Here is a 19121-nt window from a genome sequence, read left to right on the forward strand (position 1 = left end):
TCATCGTCAAAACCCATTATTCTTAAAGAAGTGGAGAGGAAAAGGCATTCTTCGTTAAGGATGTCGTCTTTTAATACGGTAGTCATATTCTCTTTGTTTATTGGCTCTACCGATAATAATTTCAGGTGAATCGGTTTGGGTAATTTCAGGCGCAGGTCATTATCTAAAATACCGCATACCTGATTCGAAAACTCTTTGAAACCGTCCGCGCAATCGGCGTCGAAATTTTCCTTATTAGCATTTTCCTTTATTGCTTCATCTTCGAGGAGCAAGAGAATGTCACCAATTGTTATGGCAAGTTTTAAAGATAAAAGTAAATATATTTCGCCCTCATAAAAATCCTCGACAATTATTTTTGATAACACAAACTTTGCATTGGCATTTTTAATGAAAGTTCCCAGGGTGGTAATTTTTAAAATCGGGTCGATGAGAAAAAATTGCTTGTTTGTTAATTGGCTGCATCCTTCGCAAATGCGCGGAAATGTACTAACCCACGTTTTCTCGAACTGAGAAGATGGAACCTTTTTCTCTGATTTTTCGGCAGGTTTTTCCATAAGATAGTATAGTAAAGGAAAAATAAATTATTATTTTGACTCTTTCAACAGCAAACCTACGCCAAATTTTTCTTTTTCTGAGATAAAATACGTCATCAACCATGGATCCTTGCTAAAGCATGACAAGGCGGTGTCTGATACGGTAGGCACGTTGCCGACCGCTGTAATGGAAAGGCCTTCCCCCGCTATTACGATGGGGATAGAAAGGTGCATTTCGCCATATTTTTCTGACATTTTGGTCTTAATATTTCCGGCAATCATATTAGATACTTCCCCGACGGCATCTTTCACGTCGTTGTTGAATTCCTCCAGTTCCATCATTAACATGCTGGAGGCTACTTTCAGCGCAAATTTTTTTGAACAAAATATGCCAACGACGCCGTGATACTGGCCTGTAAAGCTTACCATGCCAATAACATCAGTTTTAATCTGTGTTTCGTCAACGAGCGAAGCATCGCCATAGTTTAAATCCAGCATAATCATTGTTTCAAATAATGTTTTCGTTGTTTCCTTAATATCTAATGTAATTCCATCCATGATCCCCTTAAGATCCATTGTGTAAGCTCCTTTTGATTTCTTTTTCGGTTTTTTTAAATTGCCCGGGCACAACTGGCTATTAAGAAGGTACTTTTCTATTTAATTTGTAAAAAAGCGCCTAATTTGGTTTTTAATTGGTCAGGCGTGAATGGTTTTGTGATATAACCATTAGCACCGCTGCCTGTAGCCTCTACTACTTTTGCGTCGCTGCCTTCAGTGGTACACATTACGATAGGAGTCTGGTTTCCGCTGCCTCTTAGCGCCTTCACAAATTCAATACCTGTCATATTGGGCATGTTCCAATCACAAAGAATCAGGTCAATGCTACTATCTGCGGCAATTTTAGCCAGAGCTTCTTTTCCGTCCCCTGCTTCCACAAATGAATCAACTATCAAACCGGACTGTTGAATGTTTCTCTGAATCATTTTGCGCATTACTGATGAATCATCAATTATTAATACTTTTGGCATAAAACTATTATCTCCTTCTGTTAAAGATTAAAATGAATGTATTTCTTATCATAAACAGTAAATTACGGCAAGATATCACCGCAATATTATAGTGTTACTCTGTAAAAACCTCTTTTTTTGTAAGTTTTTGAGTACATCCAATTAAATGGAAACATTTCAAATGACAAAAAATACATTCCATAACAATTTAGTTTTTTGAAAAAGTAAAAACGCCAGTTCCAAAGCCGGAGCTTGGAGAACGAAATCGGGTTCATGCCCAAACATGCAAATGCTTTACCCCTACTCAAATCAAATGTCGTATTATACAGAATTAAGGTAAAGATTTTAAATAAAATTTAGGAAATTCCAGCGCTTACGAAAATCGTGATACTATTTTTGACATGATGTTTTATGCTTTCATAAAAGAATAATTTGGTAACACTTTGGTTTTTTGAAACCGTAGTGGCGAAGCATTTTGCAATTTTTGAACACTCTGCAACAAACCGGAAATGGCAGATGTAATTATCCTCCCTCCGATATAATGTACGGCACGAAAGAGCTGCGTGTTTTCCAACCCATTCCTTCAAAAGATACGGCAGTATTATAAAATATAACGGTTTATTTTTAATTTTCTTGAAAGGTTTATAAAAATTTGTTTTATTAACGCTTATGGAAATCAATAAAAATACCGTAATTAAAGACCTCATAGAGGCGCATCCGGAAACACTTGCTGTATTCAAAAAGTATAACCTGGTTATTGCCGGCGGTGTACGGGGGCCTAATGAACCAATAGCTTTTTTTGCTAAGGCACATGAGGTAGATTATGACACGTTGGTGAAAGAATTAAATGAAGCTATTGAAAAAGGCGGAGGGGAGCATGTTGAACTTCCTTTGTTAGAGGTAGATAAAGTATATGAAAAGTTTGCAAAGGCTGCGATTTTATTTACCCTTACCGCAGGAGTAACATTTGGTGCTATTATCCTTAGTTATATTGCAATTAAATTAGATTTCAGCGCAACGTATTATGCCCTCATTCAGGCGCATGGTTATGCCCAGCTAGTGGGGTGGGTAGGGCTTTTTATTATGGGGTTTGCCTTATATATCATACCGAGAGTAAAAAATACAGAACTGCGGCATAAAAATCTGGTAAATGTATGCTTTGGATTCATTATTATCGGCATTGTTTTAAGGGCCGTTGTGCAGCCTGTCCCGTATAGTTCTGTCAGATTCCTGCTTCCCGCATCCGCAATGTTTGAGATTGGCGCCGTCCTGTTGTTTTCCTTTATTCTTTTTCGTACGATATCTGCCAGTCAGGAAAAGGTTGGCATATTCGACAAATTTTTCAAGGCAGGGTTACTGTGGTTAGTAATTTCCTCGTTGGTGAATTTGGGTATGGTTATTTATTTATATAATAAATCACTTCAGGAGATACCCAAAACAGTTTTTAGCCCTTATGTACATTTGTACCTCTTTGGTTTTGTTTTTATGTTTATTTTTGCTGTCAATATAAGGACAGTATATGCATTTCTTGACATTAAACCTGTCCGGGAAAAAGCGATTAACCTGTGTTTTTGGATCATTAACGCATCTATACCCGTTTATTTTATTGCATGCGTATTTGCCGGTAAAAGTGTTATTGCGCTGCGGTTTTCACAATTGGTGGTATTCTTCATGGCGTTCGCCGTTTTTTCATTCATTTATGGTTTGCGCGTCTTTGAGAGGTCTACAAAAGAACTTCGTGATGTTGTAATGGACAGGAGTTATACAAAAACGATACGCGCCGCTTACATATGGCTTATCGTCAGTATGCTAATACTCATTACCATGCCTCTTTTGCATCATAAAGCAGAAATATTAAAGCAATTTCATGGTTCGTTTAATCATGCAGTCACCGTAGGTTTTATCACGATGATGATGATTGGTTATGCTTCAAAGATGGTTCCAACGTTTACCGGTATCAATATGCACAGTATTAAACTCTCAAATATTACTTTCATACTTTTAAACACAGGATGTTTTATTCGGGTGTTTTCTCAGATGTCCGTCGGCATAAGCGGAGGAAACCCTGTTTTTTACGGCATCGTGGGAACATCGGGATGGTTTGAGCTGGCCGCAATAGGATTGTTTGGATACAACTTATGGAAAACCATGAACACTAAGGAAGAACCTAAGCCTTCTGAAATTAAAAAAATAACGGTGATTGACAAGGATACGAAGGTATTTGATATTGTGGACCAATATCCTGAAACATTGCAAATCTTTCTTGATTATGGATTCAGCCAAATGGCGAATCCTGTTATGAGGAATACTATGGGAAGAGTGGCAACCATCGATATGGCTACAAAAATGCATAATATAGATAGGGAAAAATTCATCCAGACCCTTAACGATAAAATCGCAGGCAGAAAATAATCCCATTCCCCCCTTTTCAAACCATGGCAAAAGAATCCCGAATATCCTTATTCGATTTAACCACGGGTTTATCAGAAACCGTTGATTTGGTTAATCCCGCATGGGTAAATCATCATATGCAAGTTGCTTATATCGCTTTTAGCCTCAGCGAAGAACTGGGGTTATCCATGGAAGAAAAAAGCGATCTCGTGTTAGCGGGGGCATTGCATGATATTGGATGTTATTGCCGTGCAGAAAAGATGGACCTTCTCAAATTTGAGAGCGAACTTCCTCACGAACATGAAGAATTAGGATACCTCTTCCTTAATGAATTTAAACCATTTAGTTCCATCGCAAATCTTATACGATTTCATCACGTCCGCTGGGATGAAAAAAATAAAATACAGAAATCGGGAAAAAAGGTGCCATATGGCAGCTATATATTACATATTGCGGACAGGGTTTCCATTTTAATAAATAAGCAGGAAGAAATACTCGGGCAGGTAGACAGTATTTGTGAAAAGATAACGGCACAATCCGGAAAAATGTTCATGCCGGAACTGGTAGATGCCTTTGTGAAATTAGCAGAAAAAGAGTATTTCTGGCTTGAAGCCACTTCTTCACTGCTCTATGTAATTCTCTCCGGCAGGGTAAAAATGCCTTCTATTTCACTGGACATGGAGCACCTTGTTTCCTTTTCTAAGGTATTTTCAAGAATTGTAGATTTCAGAAGCGCTTTTTTTGCCACGCATTCTGCCGGCGTTGCGGCTACGGCTGAAAAATTGGCCCAATTTGCCGGTTTTTCAAAACAAGAATGCCAATGGATGAAAATAGCCGGTTATGTACACGATATCGGAATGCTTGTAGTGCCAATAGAGCTATTGGAAAAAGAGGAACCGTTGACGGAAGAAGAGTTTGGCATTATCCACAAGCATCCCTTCTATACGCATCTTATCCTTAAAAGCATCGCGGCTTTCAAGGATATTGTTTCGTGGGCGTCGTATCACCACGAAACGTTATCAGGGACAGGCTATCCTTTCCATGTTAAAGAGGATAATCTCCCGTTGGGAGCGCGAATCCTGGCAGTTGCCAATGTATTTACCTCCCTCACAGAAATCAGACCATACCGGAATAAATTTTCCGACGAAACAATACACGAAGAGCTTAAAAAATTGGGAGAAGAATCTAAACTCGATCCCAATATTGTTTCAGCGCTACTCTTGCATTTTAATGAAATAAATTCTGCGCGTATTGCCGCACAGGATGAAGCGAAAGAAAAATACCTTAAAACTGAATGCATACTCCTGCACTTCGAACAATAAAATGCCGCTGTAGTGCTATTTACTATCAATGGGTTGCAGTTTGATTCTTTTTTCCATTATATTTTTATCCCGCAAAATCTTTAATGTAACACTATCTCCCACTTTGTAGCGGGACAACTCCTTGATGAGATCCTCAGAATTATTCACCTTGTTTCCCTCTACCTCTATAATTACATCCCCCAAAAGTATGCTGCCCGTGCTGTTTCTTTTTGTTCCCTGTAAACCGGCCCTGTCTGCCGCCCCGTTTGGAATGACTTCAAGAATACATGTCCCCTGTATTTCAAGCCGTTTTGCAATGTTATTGGGAACAAGGGTAATGCCCAAGCCCGGACGTTCTACTTTTCCCATTGCAATTAATTGAGAAACATTACGGTTTATTGTATCAATGGGAACCGCAAATCCAATACCTGTGCTCGCACCGCTGGGACTTATAATTGATGTGTTCATTCCTATAACTCTTCCAAAGGAATCCAGTAAGGGACCTCCTGAATTTCCAGGATTAATGGCGGCGTCCGTCTGAATAACGTCAAAAATGGTTCTCCCCGTCATCGCCTCAATCGTTCTTCCAAGCGCACTAATAATCCCTGTTGTAAGAGTCAGATCCAGACCGAATGGATTGCCGAGCGCCAGTACTTTCTGGCCTACCTGCAGATCGGAAGAAGTACCAATGAGTACAGGCATCAGTTTTGTTTTTGGCGCATTGATTCTAAGCACCGCAATGTCATGGTCTGGGTCAACGCCCACAAGGCGGGCGTCCCACACGGAACCGTCGTTCAACGTCACATCTATTTCATTCGCATTATAGATTACGTGAAAATTAGTTACGATATGACCGTTTTCATCCCAGATAAAACCAGAACCGGCGCCCTGCGGAATCTTGAAAACATCCAGCGAGAACAAATCCCTTCGCACCTGTTTGTTTGTAATATATATCACGGAAGAAGAGGTCTTCTTGAAAATGTCTATGGTAGCCTGCTCCTCTTTGCTAAATTCACCTGGAGACGGTGTTACAGGACGGAACTCTACTTTATCGCGTGATAAACTCCCTGTTGAGTGGTAAAAAAATAATCCCGCTATAATTAAAAAAAAGTAGGGTAGAAATTTTGTGTATTTCTTGTTCATATCGTATCCTTTCAAGGTAGATGAAAAATTCCTTTACGATTTAATTATTTATAATTGTATGATGCGTTGTCAAGCATGGGTTTTGTAACAATTGCAAAGAAGCTGTATTTTTTTCTACTAAAAAAACACACCGCTTCAGTGTACAATACTAAAAATGATCATATCTGAATAACAAATAAACTCCTATTTCCAAAGCTCGCGTAACCAGAACCAAACAAGGACGAAGGACGAAATACGAAAGAGAAACCACAGATTACACAGACTTCTTCGTGAGCTCAGTCGAACGATTACACCGATTAAGAAATTCATCACAAACTGACCAATGACCAATAACATGTTACGAATTTTACCATTAACCATACTCATTGTCCTGCCTTTTATTGCCTTCCTCAATTCTCTCAACAATGACTTTGTCTATGACGACGTATTTACGGTCATCGATAATTATTTCATCAGGGATTGGGGAAATTTCCGGGATTTATTTACGTCTGAATATTTTAAACATTCAGGGGAAGCGACGTATCGTCCTCTTGTAACCATTTCATATTTCATCGATTATTCAATAGGGAAACTCAATCCACTTGGGTATCATCTGTCAAATCTTCTATTTCATACCGTTGCCTCCATACTTGTTTATTTTATAACGTCTGCCGTTATTCGGAAAAAAACTGTTTCATTTATGGCTGGAATGTTTTTCAGCATGCACCCAATCCTGACTGAAACAGTAAACGCAATCAGTTATAGGGAAGACCTCCTTACTACGGTATTTTTTCTTGGCGCCCTTTTGTTTTTCATTTATTCAACCAAAAATTTCCACAGATACATCCTGCTGTATCCGGCATCGCTCTTTTTATACCTTTTAGCATTATGTTCGAAGGAAATGGCAATTACTTTGCCGTTGATGGTTTTCCTCTTCGATTGGATATTGGGGGATCGCACACAAATTAAAAAGAATGCCGTTCGCTATTACATTGGTTTCCTGGTGGTAAGTATTTTTTATCTTCTTATAAGGTTTGTGTTGTTGCATAATCCTGCGGAGGGACAGTTGGCCTATCCGGAAGGTAGTTTTTTTGTTAATATGCTCACCATGCCAAAGGTAGTTGCCTCATACATAAAACTATTGTTCATCCCGGTACATTTCAACGCTGAATATATGATTGCCCCTGCAACAACTCCCCTTGCCCCCGCCTTTCTTTGCAGTATGGTTTTTTTATGTGTTGCGGGAATCATCACCTGCCGGTTTTATTTATATTCGAAGCCGTTCTTTTACTTTACGGTATGGTTTTTCGTCACCCTTACACCGGCAATGAACATCCTTCCTATTGCCAATATAATGGCGGAACGTTATCTTTATCTTCCTTCTGTGGGCTTTTGCATAATTTTAGCATTAACAATACACAGCGTATGGGAAAAAGGCGGTGCATTACTATTTTTTAAAAAAAGTGCTGCCGGGCGGAAAACAACAGAAGGGTATTCACTCCTTTCCGGAAGCAAAGAAGCCATGGTGAAACAAAAAAACCTTCCCCAAACCATTATGATTGTTTTATTGATAGCAATCCCGGTAATCCCCTATTCAGTTACAACAATGCAGAGAAACAGGTGCTGGCGGGATCAGTTCATCTTTTGGTCAACCACCGTACAGGACTCCCCCTACAGTGCACGGGCACATAATAATCTTGGAATGATCTATTTCGGGAAAGGAGATATTGATCCTGCTCTCCATGAATTTCAAACATCGGTTTCGCTGGAAGCAGACCCTGAATATCGCCACAACCTGGGCATGGCGTATCAGCGTAAAGGCATGCTGCAAGAGGCGATGCAGGAATATTTACTTGTTCTCAGGGCAAATCCCGATTCCGCCCTCACGCACAATAATATGGGCAATATATTTATTGGTTCGGGAAATATCGATGAAGGAATAATGAAATTTAAAGAGGCAATCAGGCTAAAACCGCATTATTATGACGCCCATTTTAATTTAGGGCTTGCTTTATTCAGGAAAGGAATTTTGAATGAATCAATAGAGGAATTCAGGCTTGCGGTGAAATACGAACCGGATCATCCCGAAGTGCATAGCTGCCTTGGAACGGCATACGCAAATGCCGGTATGATTGAAGAATCTATCAGGGCATATAATGAAACATTACGTCTGCAACCAGACTATATAACCGCCTATAAAAACCTCGGCATGGTTTATCTCACTTATAAAAAAGATATACAAAGGTCGATAGCATATTTCCATGAATTTCTGAAGCGGAATCCCGACGGTGATGAAGCAGCGGAAATACGGAGAATTATCGAAAAGATTCAAGCCGGGCAGAAAACGAATAAATAATGCGTTGGAGGGAAAAAGAAATTGCATGAAGAAAAGAAAAGGCTCAGAAATAAATTAGAGGCTGCATATAAAGAGGCAGTTAATGAAGATTATGAATTATACAAGGAATGGGAAGACACTCCTGGTGATGGACTCGAAGGTGGGAGACGCCATAAAGATTCATCTTGCAATTGATTAGTGCCTTAGCAGTAATTTCTTTTTGTTGTATGTTTTGAATTTTATGCTTTGTTATTCGAATTTGTTTCGTATTTCGTACTTCGAATTTCGTATTTTTTATCTCGTGCTTGTTTGATTCTGGCTATGCCAGTTTAGGATGTATGGATAAAATGAAAGACCGTATTTATTCGGCGTTACAAAAATATTTTGGCTATTCAAAGTTCTATCCGCTTCAGGAAGATATTATCCGGTGGGTGCTGGAACAAAAAGACCTCTTTGTCCTCATGCCTACAGGGGGCGGCAAGTCTTTGTGTTATCAATTGCCTGCACTGCTTTTCGATGGAATAACGGTTGTTATATCTCCTTTAATTGCCTTGATGAAAGATCAGGTGGATGGATTAACGGAAAACGGCATTTCCGCAACGTTCATTAACAGCTCCGTGCATGCCCGAGAGGTTGCGGCAAGAAAAAGGGACCTTTTGGAGGGTAAAATCAAGATTCTTTATATCGCCCCTGAAAGGCTTGCCATGCGTGAATTCCTTCAGTTCCTGCAGGAATTGAAGGTTTCCCTTTTCGCGATAGACGAATCGCATTGTATTTCTGAATGGGGACATGACTTCAGGCCGGAATACCGCCAATTAAAGATGTTGAGGGAAAAATTCCCAAAGACGCCGTTCATGGCATTGACGGCCACCGCCACGCCTTCCGTGCAGAAAGATATTGTAACGCAATTAAGATTGACCGACTACAAAGTCTTTACCGCCAGCTTCAACAGAAAAAACCTTTTTTATCAGATCATACCCAAAGACAATCCATACCACCAGATTCTTTGTGTTTTAAAAGAACGAAAGAAGGAGTCGGGCATCATCTATTGCCAGGGTCGTAAAACAGTTGAAAGTCTGGCAGGGAGTTTACAAGGAGAAGGGTATCGCGCCCTTCCCTACCACGCCGGATTGTCCGCTGAAATGAGAACAGAAAATCAGGAACGTTTTATTCGTGAAGACATAGAGATTATTGTGGCAACCATTGCGTTTGGCATGGGCATCGATAAACCGAATGTACGTTACGTGATTCACTATGATTTGCCGAAAAGCATTGAAGGATATTATCAGGAAACAGGACGCGCCGGCAGAGACGGGCTAAAAAGCGACTGCATCCTTCTCTTCAGTTATGCGGATAAGATTAAGATAGAATATTTTATACGCCAAAAAGAGGATGAAAATGAAAAACAGGCGGCATATCAACAATTAAAGGCGCTCGTGTCATATTGCGAAGGCAACGTTTGCCGGAGAAAGATATTGCTCGATTATTTCGGAGAAAAATTTAATACGCACAATTGTGAAAATTGTGATATCTGTCTTAACCCAAAGGAACAATTTGACGGAACAGTTGCTGCGCAAAAACTGTTGTCGTGTGTCTATAGAGTGGGCGAATCTTTTGGCATGCATCACGTTATCGACGTCCTGCTAGGCTCGCAAAACCAGAAAATACTGCAAAATGGCCATACGGCTCTTACAACATTCGGCATAGGAAAGGAATATTCAAAATCTCAATGGCTAACATTTTCCCGTGAATTGATCCAGTTGGGCTATCTGGCTCAGGAAGGCGACAGATACCCCGTCTTAAAACTGACCAGCCAGAGCCGCGAAGTATTGCAAGGCAGGAAAAAGGTTCTTTTGGTAAAACCAGAGGAAATCGCTTCGTTGACCGTGTCCGGAGAAGATAAGAATTATGATCAGGCGTTGTTTGAACGTTTGAGGACGTTAAGGAAAACGCTTGCAGACCATGAGTCTATACCTCCGTATGTTATTTTCCATGACACAAGTTTAAAGGAAATGTCGATGCGGTATCCGCAAACAGCTTCTGATTTAAAAAAGATCAGCGGTATGGGAGAACTGAAATTAAAAAAATACGGAGACCTTTTCTTAAAGGAAATATGCGATTATTGCAAACAACACCAGATAACGCCAAAAGAGGCGGATTCCAGACGGCAGGGAACCTTGAAGAAACAAATGAAATCTCTTACCGTTTACACAACGCTGGAACTCTATAAAAACAATCTCTCACTTCGGGAAATAGCCGGGAAAAGAGGCCTAGCAACATCTACAATCGCCACGCATCTTGAAACGCTTATCATCGCGGGAGAAGATGTTTCCATAGACAAATTTGTTGCTCCGGCAAAACAGCGACACATCCGCACGGTACTGGAAGAACTGGGTATGGAGGCGTTAACCCCTGTTAAAGAAAAATTAGGAGAAGGGTATTCCTACGATGAAATAAAATTAGTCAGGGCAAAGATGCGATATTCTATGGAAAAAGGGGATTGATAGATACTATTTTTAAAAAAATACATTATTGCCAAACACTTATTGCCCGCGAATCAGTTGTAATAATTGTTGCGTAGTAATTTTGCCGCTCATATCGCTTCCCTCAAGAAGGCTGTCTGCCAGTTCCCGTTTGTGCTGATGAAGGTTGACTATTTTTTCTTCTATAGTTCCCTTTGTTACCAGACGGTAAATCGTAACCGGCCGCTGTTGCCCTATCCGGTGCGCCCGGTCTGACGCCTGATCTTCCACTGCCGGGTTCCACCACGGATCCATATGAATCACATAATCAGCAGCCGTCAGATTCAGACCAAGCCCTCCGGCCTTTAGGCTAATCAGGAATAATTCTCCCTCTCCCGACTGAAACGCATCTACACTTCTTTTGCGTTCTTTCATCAGCGTGCTGCCGTCTAGGTATTGATAAGAAATATTAAGACCTTCCACATATTCTCTGATAATCGTCAAATAATCGACAAACTGGCTGAATACCAGCGCCTTGTGATTGTTTTCCATAAGTTCCTGCACAACCTCTCCAAACAATCTGAGTTTTGAGCTTTCAGAAGAATGGCCGGGAACAACAAGCCCGAAATGGCAGCATGCGCGGCGAAGTTTCATAATTTCCGCCAGTACCCGCAAATGCCCTTCTCCTTTCCCGAGATCAACCGAGTTGATGCGGTCTACTGCTTTTTGCCGCAATGCTTCATAGAAAGCGGATTCTTCAGGCGTCATCTCCACCGAAAGGGTGATTTCCGTTTTAGGAGGAAGTTCTTCCAATACCTGTGCCTTTGTTCTCCTTAAAATGAACGGCTGGATAAGTTTCTTTAGCCGCAGTCTTGCCTGGTGATTTCTGTCCCGTTCTATGGGAATTGCATATTTTTCGTTGAATCTTTTTATGCTCCCCAGCAGACCCGGATTAATAAATTGAAACAGATTCCACAGTTCTCCCAGATGGTTTTCAATTGGCGTACCGGTAGTAATAATTTTAAAATCCCCTTTCAGCGCCATCGCCGCCTTTGACCGCTTGGTATTGGCATTCTTAATCGCCTGGCCTTCATCCAGTATGATAATCTTCCACTTTTTGTCGGAGAGCAATTTTTCTTCCTGCTGCAGCAAGCCATAACTGCAAACAAGCAGGTCAAAAGGCCCCTGTTTTTTAATGGCCTCTTTTCTATCTTTTTCTTCCCCGAAAAGAGATACATTCAGCGTAGGGGCAAACCGGCTGGCCTCAGATATCCAGTTCATACAAACGGAGGCCGGGGCAATAACCAACGACGGGCCGTCCTTTGCATGTTCAAGGATTACCGTTAAGGCTTGAATGGTTTTACCCAACCCCATATCATCTGAAAGGCATGCGCCGACCCGCCAGTCAGACAGACGCGACAACCATTGAAATCCTTCCACCTGATAATTTCGTAAATCCGTCTGCAGGGTGGTGGGCACTGCGGGAATTCTTTCCCGTACTTTTTTTAAACGGGCAATATTATCGTTCCACGCTTTATCGACCTTCAATTGTTTGATTTCTTCCAATGTATCTTCCAGAGCCACTGTGGCCAATGGATGGAATCTTATTTCGTCTTTGCCTCTCTCCGCATACGCATTGATTTCTTCAAGACGTTTGCGAAATTGTTCTGTAAGCGCCAGAAATTCGCCGTCCTTCAGTTGAATAAACCGGGTGGAGCCATTATCGAGCAAGTCCAGCAAATCACTCATTTTGATGATTAAATTGTCGTCAATTTTTAATTCTCCTGAAGCGGAAAACCAGTCATTTTCATGGCGGATATTCATACTAAACTGCGGAAATGAGGCGACAGCACGTATTTTTAATTTTTCCCCTTCCGGCCACTCCAGGGTAACCCGGTCTTTAACCTCATGCAGTTCTGACAAAATCTGCAAACAATCTTCGTTGTTATCAAAGAGCCATGCCCATTGGGTATCGCCTGATTGCTGTAGCGACGAGCACGCATGTATTATATTTTCCGCATTGACCTTCTCAAGGGAAAGATCACGGCTGGTTTGCACACGTTGCCGGTTAATTTCAGCAAAAACATGTTTTCCCCCCGCTCCAGGATTAAAATAAGGCGGGGATGTTACGAATGGCTTTACAAATATTTCAAGCTTAAAACCATGCCCCACCGGAAGTAAGTGGATATATGTATTTGCGCTTGCCTCGATTGTTGGAATAGTTTCATCCGTACCTTCAATGAAAGAATGAACGGTTATAATTGAAGAAATACCGCTCACTGCCTTTATCAAATCTTCTTTTGCCTTAGCGGGAACCGAAATTTCCCGCTTGCCCATAAACTTTGCTATACTGACATGTTCATCCTTTATCTCAACAATCTTATACCGTGTCGGCGATTCTTTAACGACTTCAATACCCGTGCTTTCAAATGTTTCCGAAAACTGCAGGCTGTATCCCTGCTTTGTATGCCCGACAATAAGTTCCGGCTCTCCTTTTACCAGATCAACGGCAATATGCGGCGAATCCTCCAGAAATACCAATGGGTGCCCAACAAGGGCAAGAAGGGCTTTTTCATAATTTTCGCTGTAATAATGGTTATAGTAGCCCAGGTGTGATTTCGGCGCTTCAATAAAAACCTGCACTACTTTACGATCTTGCGAGGTCATATAGTCCAGCCCTTCCAGGAGGTTTTTATGTGCTACTTTTTTGCCGGCGCTCCACTTGCCGTTTTTATTGAGTCTCTGCTCTTTAGGGATTATCTGAATATATTTTTTGTCCAGGGAAACCATCCAGACCAGCCTGCATTCCCTGGAAGAAGCGTTGGTTTTCTCTTTTAAAGATAAATCGATTAACGCATTCAACATTTTTTCCCAGTCTTCTTTTCGATGAATACTATCTGTAATATCCTGAATGCCTGTGGACTCCGCCAATTGGTCGCAGGTTCGTTGAATTAATGCGTTTTTCTTACTTTTTAAAAAAAGACGGCCATGAACAAGGGCGGGTAGAAAAAAGCCGTTCTTATTAGCGGTCTCAAAACGGCTTTTGTTTGTTTTCGCGTGTAACTTTGCCATCTCTTCGTCAATCCAGTATATTGCCAATTCATAAAATAAAGCAAATACGCTGTTCTTATGGAAATGGAAAGAAATCCCGGAAAGTATTTCCTTTGCTTCGGAAATTAAATTATTTTGGGCAATAATTGCGGCGTAGATACATCGTTTACACATATTTGTTAAATTATCGGGTTCATTCCTTGTTCCCTGCACCAGTAATTCCTTTGCCAGGCGCAGGTCTTCCGGCTGCCCTGATTTCGCAAGTGCAAATAAATAAAACAATCCTAATGTTTGTGTGAAAAACCCTTTTTTCTTCACTGTATTTTTTTGGAAAGTTTTTAATGCCTGATCATATATTGCCAGAGATTTGCTGTTTTCCCCTTTTAAAAATGCCACACACCCTTGTGCAAGTATTAAATCCATATATCCAAAGTCTTTTTGAACAATGTTCTCAGCCTCCGTCAGATTGCCTCGGAATATGAGAAACAGCGCGTAAATATTTCTTATGAAAACATATTCACGTTCATCAACCGTACCATACTTTGCCAAGGATGCACATTGCTCTTCAGAAAGCGGGCGATAGCTCAGGATGGCATGATCCACCATATTTTGAAAAACAATTTTTTTTATGGCCGGGTGTAACGAATCAAACAGTTCTGCGTCGAAAAGCGGGTTGGTACAGACTTCCACCACCACTTTTTTCGCATCAAATCTTTCTCCATAATAATTTGCACTACGATTCAGATTTTCCAGGACAATATCAGCATTGCCGGTATATAGCCCAATGCGAATTTCACGGACAATAAGCTGGCTATCAATATAGACGTATGGCGGTACTGGCACGCACCACTGCACAACGTCAACTAATTCTCTGAAATAATCGTTTTTCGAGATACGAGCCAAAATCTCATCAACCAAAACTGATTTGCATTGCACCACACCTGTTCTCGCAGGCCCGATTAAGTCAAACTTTGCGAGCCTGTCTAAAGCATATTTAAAATCCCGCATATTAAAAAGGCCTTTATTAATAATTGGCAGTCCCTTTGTCCTCCTCGCTACTGAATAAAGATTCCCCTGTGTCATTGGCGCATAATTAATGGCAAGAATCTGTAACAAAGACTGCTCAGTCAAATTAAGTTGTTCGTAAATGTCAGAGAAATTCTGCGGTAACTTTTGACTCATAACTGCCTTTTGTCTTTTTAATTAATTGAAAAATATACACCGATTCAAAAGCTAAAATGCAAAGTATAATTATACCTTTCAGGGTATCACGTTTCTACCGTTTTCTCAATCCGCCAATATGATTCACACAATAATATTTGCCTTGACTTATATCAAACACATTTGGCATTCTTACTTAGTTTTGTCGTGTTAAAACATGGATAGAACCAAACAAACACGAAGTAAAAAATACGAAATTCCAAAATATGGGTCATATAGGGCTTATATTTTTGAAATTTCGAATTTTGTGTTTCGTATTTCATCATTTAATATTTTGCCAAAAAATGCAAAAGAAATTACTGCCAGGGGACTAAGAGAGGAGAACGATTTATATGCCGGTATTTGATAATAGTGAATATGATAATCATGAACAAGTTTTATTTTGCCACGATATAGAGTCTGGTCTGTTTGCTATTATTGCTATTCATGACACAACTTTAGGGCCTGCTGCCGGAGGATGCAGAATGTGGCCATATGCCTCTGTGGAAGAGGCATTGTCGGATGTGCTTCGTCTTTCCCGTGCAATGACTTACAAGAACGCACTTGCCGGTTTGCCCCTTGGAGGAGGAAAGGCAGTTATCATTGGCTACCCGTTCAAGGAGAAGAATGATAAACTCCTCGCGTCCTTTGCCGGATTTGTACAACGGTTAGGCGGACAGTACTACACTGCAGAAGACATCGGCATTGGCATCAAAGATGTTGAGCTGTTTTCCAGGGAGTGTGACTATGCCTTTGGTTTAGCGACAACAGGCGACCCTTCTCCCTTTACCGCCCTTGGTTGTTTTCATGGCATGAGGGCGGCGGTAAAACACAAACTTGGCCGCGACAGCCTTCATGGGCTTGCCGTATCCGTGCAGGGAGTCGGCAGTGTAGGCCGTCACCTTTGTAAAAATCTGCATGAAGCCGGCGCGAAACTCATCATTACCGATGTGAATCCGGAAGCCGCTGTTCATGTATCCGAAAAAGTTGGGGCAAAGGTAGTTGCCCCGGAAGAAATCTACTCACAGGATGTTGATATTTTTTCCCCGTGTGCCAGGGGAGGCATACTAAACGATGACACTATCCCCCAGCTCAAAGCAAGCATTGTAGCCGGCGCCGCCAACAATCAACTGGCAGAAGCGCGTCATGGCAAAATGCTCTGCGACAGAGGCATCCTCTATGCGCCAGACTATGTGATTAATGCGGGTGGTATGCTCAATGCCTCGGGTGATATTTTTGGCCAATATGATGCAAACCAGGTAATGAAGCGACTATCAGGATTGTACGATGCGGCTTTACGGATTTTCGAAACAGCACAGCAAGAGGGGAAGCCTACCTCTGCAGTTGCCGATGACCTTGCCCGACAGATAATCGCCGCGAAAAGGGCGTCAAAGAAGAAATAATATCTGTTTTAGCTGTGCAATCGATGGTTTCAGTGTTCTTTGGTAACGCTTTAGTTTTTTGTAGTTCCTTTTTATTTTTTGGAAGCATTTTGACTCAATGCTTCTGTGTTAAATATCATGAAATACGATTTTGACCATTCTATATCGCGGAAGAATACCGATTGTGCGAAATGGGACGGGGCTTTGTCGCTTTTTGGCAGCCCGGAGGTTATTCCCATGTGGGTTGCGGATATGGATATTCCCATAGCAAAACCCATTACCGACGCCATTCAAAAAAGGGCTGACCACGAGATCTATGGATATTCACTTCCCCGTCCTGCATCAGTAGTGGATGCGGTTATAGACAGAATGCAAAAACGCTGCGGATGGAAGGTAAATCCGGAATGGATTGTTTTTACTCCGGGCATTGTGCCTGCATTATATGCAGCAGTAAAGGCATACACTCATCCTGGAGATGAAGTCATTCTTCAAGACCCCGTTTATCATCCTTTCTGGAATGCAGTTAAGAACAATGGTTGCCATGTGGTGAATAACAAACTTGTTTTACAGAGCGGACGGTATGGAATGGATTTTGAAGGGCTTGACGCATGTTTTGCCATAAGGCACGGCAGGCCGCCAATCCCGCATCGCATAAGATTGATGCTCCTGTGCAGCCCTCATAATCCTGTCGGAAGGGTATGGACTAAAGAGGAATTAATCAGAACGGGGGAAATAGTCATCCGGCATAACGCAATAATAGTTTCGGACGAAGTACACGGCGAGCTGCTTTTCCCCGACGTTACCCATACGCCATTCGCTGCATTATCAGAAGAATTTGAACAAAATTCCATAACGTGTATCTCCCCCAGCAAGACGTTTAACCTTGCAGGGCTTGAGGCCTCCGTAATCATCATTCCCGATGCCGGATTACGCAAACAATTTCAGGAGGCGAGAAAGGGAATTCTGCCGGGTGTTAACGTGTTCGGGTTTGTTGCCATGGAAGCAGCATACAGGTATGGGGATGAGTGGCTGGGGCAGTTTCTTGTATATTTACACAAAAATTATGAGTTTCTGTTTGATTACTTTGAGAAAAAGATACCAAAAATAAAGGTAATACCACCGGAAGGCACGTACCTGATCTGGCTTGATTGCAGGGAATTAGGGTTCGACCCGGTGTATCTCAGGAATTTCATGGTAAAAGAAGCGAAGGTAGGCCTTGATGAGGGATATCTGTTCGGGCCAGGCGGAGAGGGTTTTATGAGGATGAATATTGCATGTCCCCGCTTTGTTTTGTCCGAAGCGCTCCGAAGGATAGAAAATGCGGTGAGGAATTTATAGAAGGAAACAGAAACAGGGATGAACAGGATAAATGCATTAAATCCTTTGTAAATCATTTATTATTTTCCTCTATTATTTTCATCCTCCAGGGCCAGCGGCCTGGAATATGTTAAACATAAGACCAAAAGGGATGTATACTCAAGATATGATTTAACATTTTAACTTTTTTTCTATTACAAAAAACACCCTCTTTCCTGCCACACTTCCCCGGACATGACCCAATATACCTTCCATCTGACCCGGATTTTCGCTCTCGCTCCCCAGCTCCCGGCTTGGAAATGAACGTTTTTGCTTTTTTAAAAGACTAAAGTGTTACAAAATATCTGAAACTACAGATTTCACCGGATTTTGGACTATCCAGAATCCACAGATTAATTTAGATTTTTATCATTGCTTTTTGTAATTTTACAAAACTTGACGCATTTTTAATGTAAGGAGGAAAATGTTTGTATGAAATACCATGTTGGCAATATAGGAAAAGTTGTTGTCGCTAAATTTGAGGATGGTGAAGATGTGTTGAAAAATGTGATCCACATAATAAAAAAGGAAAAAATTCTGGCGGCAGTCCTTTATTTAGTTGGCGGTATGCGTGAAGGTAAATTTGTCGTCGGTGCTGAAAGCGATGCTCTCCCGCCGGTTCCCATGTGGAGAGAACTGGGAGAAAGCCATGAAGTGGTAGGTTTTGGCACAGTATTTTATCAGGGAGATGAACCAAAGGTTCATTTGCATGGCGCATTTGGAAAGGGTGATGAGGTAAAAGTTGGTTGTCTCAGGGAAAAAACGGAAACATTCCTTGTGCTTGAAGTTGTTATTCTCGAACTTTGTGGAATAGATGCGGTACGGGAATTTGACCCGGCGCTGGGAATGTCCCTGCTGAAGATTTGTTAATCTCCTTACTGCAGTATACAAAATCAAAATACTTGCAGATAAAGGTTAATTTCGATTATCATAATTTTGTAGTGTAGGGGCGAAGCATTTGCTGTAAATTGTCATAAATGC

The 19121-nt window shown here is 41.3% G+C and carries 12 protein-coding genes; 7 read left to right on the top strand and 5 right to left on the bottom strand.

The features are described 5' to 3' along the window. From ABJL82_RS11665 to ABJL82_RS11675, 3 genes are all read right to left on the bottom strand, one after another. Window positions 1-554, bottom strand: a 554-nt coding sequence (locus ABJL82_RS11665) for a hypothetical protein (RefSeq protein ID WP_347274862.1), incomplete at its 3' end; no start/stop codon positions are given. Window positions 555-584: 30 nt separating this feature from the next. Then, a complete protein-coding gene (locus tag ABJL82_RS11670; protein ID WP_347274863.1) occupies window positions 585-1109 on the bottom strand; it encodes a chemotaxis protein CheX in 525 nt (174 codons plus the stop codon). A 77-nt stretch (window positions 1110-1186) separates the two neighbouring features. Further along, window positions 1187-1561 carry a response regulator gene (locus ABJL82_RS11675; RefSeq protein ID WP_347274864.1) on the bottom strand — a complete coding sequence of 125 codons (375 nt, stop codon included), beginning with the start codon at window positions 1559-1561 and terminating at the stop codon, window positions 1187-1189. Between the two features lie 648 nt (window positions 1562-2209). Between ABJL82_RS11675 and ABJL82_RS11680 the strand changes: the two genes are divergently transcribed. Together ABJL82_RS11680 and ABJL82_RS11685 are read left to right on the top strand one after the other, a co-directional pair. Continuing rightward, window positions 2210-3952: a DUF1858 domain-containing protein gene (locus ABJL82_RS11680; RefSeq protein ID WP_347274865.1), complete on the top strand. Its 1743-nt coding sequence runs from the start codon at window positions 2210-2212 to the stop codon at window positions 3950-3952. A 23-nt stretch (window positions 3953-3975) separates the two neighbouring features. After that, window positions 3976-5253, top strand: a complete 1278-nt coding sequence (locus ABJL82_RS11685) for an HD domain-containing phosphohydrolase (RefSeq protein WP_347274866.1) — start codon at window positions 3976-3978, stop codon at window positions 5251-5253. A gap of 15 nt (window positions 5254-5268) precedes the next feature. Here ABJL82_RS11685 and ABJL82_RS11690 read toward each other — a convergent pair whose 3' ends face one another. Beyond that, the gene (locus tag ABJL82_RS11690; RefSeq protein WP_347274867.1) at window positions 5269-6375 is read right to left on the bottom strand and encodes a trypsin-like peptidase domain-containing protein; all 1107 of its coding nucleotides are present in this window, start codon (window positions 6373-6375) and stop codon (window positions 5269-5271) included. 334 nt (window positions 6376-6709) lie between these two features. Between ABJL82_RS11690 and ABJL82_RS11695 the strand changes: the two genes are divergently transcribed. Together ABJL82_RS11695 and recQ are read left to right on the top strand one after the other, a co-directional pair. Then, window positions 6710-8710, top strand: a complete 2001-nt coding sequence (locus ABJL82_RS11695) for a tetratricopeptide repeat protein (RefSeq protein ID WP_347274868.1) — start codon at window positions 6710-6712, stop codon at window positions 8708-8710. A gap of 317 nt (window positions 8711-9027) precedes the next feature. Continuing rightward, entirely contained in the window at window positions 9028-11193 is a 2166-nt protein-coding gene (recQ, locus tag ABJL82_RS11700; protein WP_347274869.1) for a DNA helicase RecQ, read from the top strand. A 39-nt stretch (window positions 11194-11232) separates the two neighbouring features. On the opposite strand, the gene ABJL82_RS11705 is transcribed toward recQ, so the two are convergent. Continuing rightward, complete coding sequence (locus ABJL82_RS11705; protein ID WP_347274870.1) at window positions 11233-15384, bottom strand: DEAD/DEAH box helicase; 4152 nt, start codon at window positions 15382-15384, stop codon at window positions 11233-11235. Between the two features lie 371 nt (window positions 15385-15755). On the opposite strand from ABJL82_RS11705, the gene ABJL82_RS11710 reads away from it, so the two are divergent. From ABJL82_RS11710 to ABJL82_RS11720, 3 genes are all read left to right on the top strand, one after another. Next, window positions 15756-16805, top strand: coding sequence for a Glu/Leu/Phe/Val dehydrogenase dimerization domain-containing protein (locus ABJL82_RS11710; protein ID WP_347274871.1), 1050 nt, complete (start codon window positions 15756-15758; stop codon window positions 16803-16805). A 117-nt stretch (window positions 16806-16922) separates the two neighbouring features. Beyond that, window positions 16923-18122: a PatB family C-S lyase gene (locus ABJL82_RS11715; RefSeq protein WP_347274872.1), complete on the top strand. Its 1200-nt coding sequence runs from the start codon at window positions 16923-16925 to the stop codon at window positions 18120-18122. 450 nt (window positions 18123-18572) lie between these two features. Continuing rightward, window positions 18573-19010, top strand: a complete 438-nt coding sequence (locus ABJL82_RS11720) for a DUF296 domain-containing protein (RefSeq protein ID WP_347274873.1) — start codon at window positions 18573-18575, stop codon at window positions 19008-19010. The last annotated feature ends 111 nt before the right edge of the window (window positions 19011-19121 follow it).

Source organism: Candidatus Kuenenia sp., assembly GCF_039794105.1.
Lineage (GTDB): Bacteria > Planctomycetota > Brocadiia > Brocadiales > Brocadiaceae > Kuenenia.

What these genes read in the sequence shown, in the direction of transcription:
- ABJL82_RS11670 (WP_347274863.1), bottom strand. Translation starts at nt 1,109, where the DNA reads ATGGATCTTAAGGGGATCATGGATGGAATTACATTAGATATTAAGGAA.
- ABJL82_RS11675 (WP_347274864.1), bottom strand. Translation starts at nt 1,561, where the DNA reads ATGCCAAAAGTATTAATAATTGATGATTCATCAGTAATGCGCAAAATG.
- ABJL82_RS11680 (WP_347274865.1), top strand. Translation starts at nt 2,210, where the DNA reads ATGGAAATCAATAAAAATACCGTAATTAAAGACCTCATAGAGGCGCAT.
- ABJL82_RS11685 (WP_347274866.1), top strand. Translation starts at nt 3,976, where the DNA reads ATGGCAAAAGAATCCCGAATATCCTTATTCGATTTAACCACGGGTTTA.
- ABJL82_RS11690 (WP_347274867.1), bottom strand. Translation starts at nt 6,375, where the DNA reads ATGAACAAGAAATACACAAAATTTCTACCCTACTTTTTTTTAATTATA.
- ABJL82_RS11695 (WP_347274868.1), top strand. Translation starts at nt 6,710, where the DNA reads ATGTTACGAATTTTACCATTAACCATACTCATTGTCCTGCCTTTTATT.
- recQ (WP_347274869.1), top strand. Translation starts at nt 9,028, where the DNA reads ATGGATAAAATGAAAGACCGTATTTATTCGGCGTTACAAAAATATTTT.
- ABJL82_RS11705 (WP_347274870.1), bottom strand. Translation starts at nt 15,384, where the DNA reads ATGAGTCAAAAGTTACCGCAGAATTTCTCTGACATTTACGAACAACTT.
- ABJL82_RS11710 (WP_347274871.1), top strand. Translation starts at nt 15,756, where the DNA reads ATGCCGGTATTTGATAATAGTGAATATGATAATCATGAACAAGTTTTA.
- ABJL82_RS11715 (WP_347274872.1), top strand. Translation starts at nt 16,923, where the DNA reads ATGAAATACGATTTTGACCATTCTATATCGCGGAAGAATACCGATTGT.
- ABJL82_RS11720 (WP_347274873.1), top strand. Translation starts at nt 18,573, where the DNA reads ATGAAATACCATGTTGGCAATATAGGAAAAGTTGTTGTCGCTAAATTT.